A 5,210-nucleotide genomic window follows, 5' to 3' on the forward strand; every position below is an offset into this window, starting at 1 on the left:
AATATTTCTGCGCCTCTTTTAAAAGGGATGCTAGTCTGTCAGCTTCACTAACAACATGTTCACGCCTTATAATCTTATTTACAGCAATTACCGACAACGCAAGAAGTATTGCAATAATTGCAATAACAACAATAAGTTCAATAACAGTAAAGGCTTTTCTGTCATTCTTTACATCTCGTAGCAAGCTAGAAAAAATATATGCCATTATCTAATCTTTTTGAATATAACCTTGCTATTAACACTAGAAGAGTTTTCTGAGCTTTGCCCTGTAATTCTAGTTGAACCAACAAAGGTTGTAGTAGTACCATCTTTATTTGTTATACTAGTCATAGATTTACCCGTCGGGGGTGGCAAGCTTATTCCCTCTCTACCAACAACTGTGCTTCCTGACATTGTGACAGTATCTCCTATGTTAATACCAGTTGAGCTTTCAAGTATATTGTCGCCACTCATAAAGGTTATTTGTCCAGATGGGGTGCCCGTCATAAAGTGCAGTGAATGTAGTCTTGTGGTGCCAGCCACTGTACAGGGATTCACAATTGGGGTATAGGTAACAAAATTCACTAAAGATCCAAATACAGATGGTGCTGAATAAGCCCTTTCATAGGAAAGAGAATCATCTCCATAATCATATTCTAGGTTCTCATTATTTGCATAATTATCATCTATTAGATCTACTAGGCTAATAGACCAGCCACTATATTGTGCATCATCAGCTGCAAAACTATCCCTTGCAAAGGCTTCTACTGTAATACCACCTTCTGAATTAATACGTGGATTTTCTACAAAATCTACAACCATTTCACAACCAAATTCATTATTATCCTCATTGTTGCCCTCACAGCAGCTATAATTGCTACATGTAAGCCCACCTGATACATTATCAGCTTTCCCTAGATAAACCCCAGCACAATAACAGGAAACACTCTCCACTGTCGCCTCTACCTCAGTATTAGTAGCATCATATACATTACTAATAGTATTTATCATAATTTGTTCATCATTATTTCTTTCAAATTTAAGCCCTAATAAATATTGCTCTGCTAATTCATCGTTAGTTTGATTATCTATTTTTTGCATATCTTTATCACTAAAAAGTCTACCACTTGCAGCATATACCCAGATATTGCCATACTCATCAAAGGTGTTTTCAGGTTTTGCAAAGTAAGGGGCATCATAATCATCACTTATTATATTTTCAGGTTGTTCTATATCTTCAACGTTGCCCCCACTCATATCTACTGCATATAGAGAACCTGTTTCATTGTCATATGAACCAAAGAATAATGTATCATCACTATAGTTATTATCTGAATCAACCTCCATGATCTCGCTTATTGCCTTTTCTGGGTCATTAACCTCTACCTCTGTTAAATCACCATTTTTGAGATTAAAGAAGTAGAGTTTTGGGCTCTCTGTAAAATTATCTGCCTGCGGATTATTAGGGCCACTGCCCACAACTACATACCAATCACCATTTACAAAATTCTTATCTGACTCACCCCCCACAACTTTAATTATAGTGGGTTTTGTTAATGCAAGACTATTATCTGGCAACTGTCTCTCCCACATAAACTGAGGTTTCTCACCTTCCCCAGCCTCACCATTTGCTAGATTACCGCTTGGATCGGTATTTGTTACATCTAATGCAAATATTGAGGAGCTAAACGTTCTATTGCCTGCCTCATATTTTTTGCCGCCAAAGCCCATTGTCCCAACCAGGATTGTGCGCCAACTATCACCTGTTAATTCACCGTCTGGTGGCGCATTGCCATTTTCACCAATTGAGGCATCAACCAACGTAAAGTTATAGTCAATCTTTGGGATATGGTATCTTATGCCCTCAGCACTATACCACTGTAAATAGGGTAAAACATTATAGGGCATAAACGCCCATAACTCTTGCCCTACTTCATATTCCTCCCTATTGTAATTGCTATCTTTTATATTGAGACCAAGGGTGTTTCTATTATCACCAGTATCTAAATCATCACTTGGCAATCCTGTATAAAAGGCATGTACCATGCCATCATTACTACCAACAATCACAATGGGTAGCCTGTTACGAACTTTTTCAGAATTTATATAATCATAATATGAAAGATCATTATATTTATTGTGATAATTGTTAACTGATGTAGGCGGAACTATAACGGGCGATGAATTTATAATATCACCAAAGTAAAAACCATTCTTACCATTTAAAAGTTGATCAATAATTCTATCTATATGATCATCACTATTAAGACACCAAATATCTTTTAAAAGATTTCTTGTATCTGTATTGTTATCAAACTGAAGGCCCTCATCAATATTTGTAAACGCATCAATTTCATTATTGTTTAATAATATTATCCTCTCTGTTCTAACTGTTACATTATCAAGTAATGCAGAGAATACAGGTGCAGTTCTCTCTATATCTTCATTCGACTTCAATAGTGCCTTATAATAGGGGTCGCAATCTACAGGGGTGAGGTTATCATAGGTATCACCATAGTTTAATACCATAGTTGAATATAACTCCTCAACGGTCTCATTATCATTATTATCCCCTAAAACACCTGAGGTAAAAGTTATTAGATTATCTGAATAGGTGTTATTATCTACAATAAAATCAAATAATTTATAATCTTCATCGTCAGTATCATTATCATCATTTTCCCTTATGCTATTATTCTCATCTAAGAAATAAGCCTGCACATCTCCCCTCCAATTTGCAGATAACCCCTCGTGTATAAGTTTTGGAAAATAAAAGGCATTAACCCAAAGACCCATATCATCCTCATTTAATCTCATGATTGCAGGTGCTGTTGTATTATAATGCTGCTCTAAGGCGCCTTCCACAGCCATCTCAAAGATAGCTTTTATTAAACTCTCATACTCCTTCGGATCATAATATAAAAAGTAATTATCTGGTATCCCATCTAAACCACTGTCCCATTCAAGACAAGGTTCTGGAATTGGTTCACTCTTAGAATCTTCAGGTAAAGCTGTATAACCACATGGCCATCCATCATTATCATAATCCCTATACCCTCCAAAGATTGCAGTATTTTGCATACTATTAACAGTTTGTTCTTCAGTCTCACCTAAATTCATATTAAATGCATAGGTCTCAATATTTTGATTACCAGAAATACTAGTATTTAAATCAGCACTGCCTCCTGCCCATATATCATGAAAACTACCTATAGGGTCAGTTTCCCCCCATAGTCCATCACTCATATAAAATATAAGATTCTTTGTGCAAGGCACAGCACTATTTTCCCCATCTACATTAAATTCCATTGCACTATCTGCAGATAGCATATTTTTTGCCTCGTTAACTGCGCTATCTGTATTAGCTGTAGAACCACTCTCAACTTCAGCACTATTTATAGCATTTGCTAAGGAAGTATAATCAAAATCTAATGGAACGCTCTCATCTACTGCACTAGAGTATAAAACACCTCCCAACCTAGGTTTATACCTATCATCCCACTCTTGAATATCTTGTAATATACCTTCTAGACAACCAGTTGTCTCATTATCTGCCTCATATATATAGTTATTTGTGCCACCATCATTAATAGTATAATCAAGGGCCATATTACACAGGTTATTATTTTGGCTTATTAAATCTGTGCTGCCTGAATCCTCTATAAAAGAATCTGCATTATTCCACTTAACAGCGGTATTGTTATCTGCTAAGACTACAGCGTGCCTTTCAATCCATGTGCAATTATCCTGTGATGATGTACATTCCTCCTCTGTAGTATAGCTAGAGCAATTATCCTCAGAGGTTAGCCCAGGCAAGCATATAACGAGTGAGATAGATGATCCTGAAAGTGCACTTGTAGCACTAGTTGCCGCTGTAGTTGCACTACTTGCTGCAGCTGTAGTACCCCCAGAGGCAACAGTCAAAACAAGTTGCAATATTATACCTAGATCAACTGCTGTGCAATTTGCACCACAGCAAGCCTCACTTGTTCCCATACCTAAACAGCTATTACTTTCCTCACTTACACACCTACCCAATTCTTGAACTTCTCCGCCAGTTAAGATGCGGGTAACATAGTCATTCCTTGACATCTTTGCTGCATTCATCTGATAGCCAAGACCACTTCCACCACTTGATAAAACAGCCCCTGCAAGTTGTAAGAAAGGCTCTAAGAAAGCAGAAACCTGATCAGCTGTTAAACAGAGACCACCACTACTTATTAAACTCGTTATAGCACCAGTAAGTCCACTTATGATGGATCCTAAGTCGACTGCTGATGCGTCTCTACAATCAATATACATGTCAGGCACTGAGCTTGCGTTTCTTGAGGCTGAAGCATTATCTGATATACTTGACAATTGATTTTGTTGTTCCGTTGTTAGGTTATCACTTACTGCAGTAATCGCTCCTGGTGATAGATTCCCCAAAAGTGATTCAGTTGTTCCAGTAAATTCTGTATCTATACAGTATTCCACATCTGGCGAAAAATAACCACTTAGATTTTCATTTTCCGTATTATTATAAAATGCTTTTTCAAGCATAGAAGCACTGAAATCTAACAAAAACAAAATATTAACATAATCATTTGTCTTTATTGATGGGGGTAGATATGAGTAATTATCAATATTTGGGCATTCATTCTGTGCATATAAAGAACTTAGAGTCGCAGAAATAAACAATAATAATATAATAATTAATTTTTTCATAAAATATTTAGTTTATTTATTTTTATTATATAACGCGCTATATATAAATCAAATCAAATATTAAAAATAATAAAAAATTAAAAATAATTTTACAAAAAAAATTAAAGTTGATTGACAAAACATAGTTTTTTTTAGATGATACATCTTTGTGGATTGATCAATTTAAAATATGAATACAATACATAATATCTTAAAGAATCTTAATCTCCCTGTCATTGGCAGATGGTTCATTTTAGGCATTATTGTTGGTATAGTCTCAGGGATTGGAGCTATAATATTCTTTATACTTCTTCAAAGTAGTTCTATATTTTTCCTTAATCATATAGCTGGTTTACCTCTTGAAGAGACTGGTGGAGAGAGCTTCCTATTTCCCTTAAAAAATATTGAATTTAAACGGTGGATGTTATTAATTATACCAACCTTGGGAGGTCTTATAAGTGGCGTATTAATATACACCTTTTGTCCTGAAGCAGAAGGACATGGTACAGATGCAGCAATAAAAGCAATACATCTAAAAAATGGTG

3 protein-coding genes are annotated in these 5,210 nt (G+C 35.6%); 1 reads left to right on the forward strand and 2 read right to left on the reverse strand.

Annotated elements, in window-relative coordinates; genetic code table 11:
• On the reverse strand, positions 1 to 205 hold a 205-nt coding region (locus tag SVN78_08240), incomplete at its 3' end, for a prepilin-type N-terminal cleavage/methylation domain-containing protein (GenBank protein MDY6821593.1).
• On the reverse strand, positions 205 to 4,686 hold the full coding sequence (locus SVN78_08245) for a PilC/PilY family type IV pilus protein (GenBank protein ID MDY6821594.1): 4,482 nt from the start codon (positions 4,684 to 4,686) through the stop codon (positions 205 to 207). The genes SVN78_08240 and SVN78_08245, both read right to left, overlap by 1 nt.
• 169 nt (positions 4,687 to 4,855) lie before the next feature.
• On the opposite strand from SVN78_08245, the gene SVN78_08250 reads away from it, so the two are divergent.
• Positions 4,856 to 5,210 (forward strand): chloride channel protein (locus tag SVN78_08250; protein MDY6821595.1); only part of this gene is annotated, 355 nt, incomplete at its 3' end.

It is taken from the genome of Deferribacterota bacterium, from assembly GCA_034189185.1.
Classification (GTDB): domain Bacteria; phylum Chrysiogenota; class Deferribacteres; order Deferribacterales; family UBA228; genus UBA228.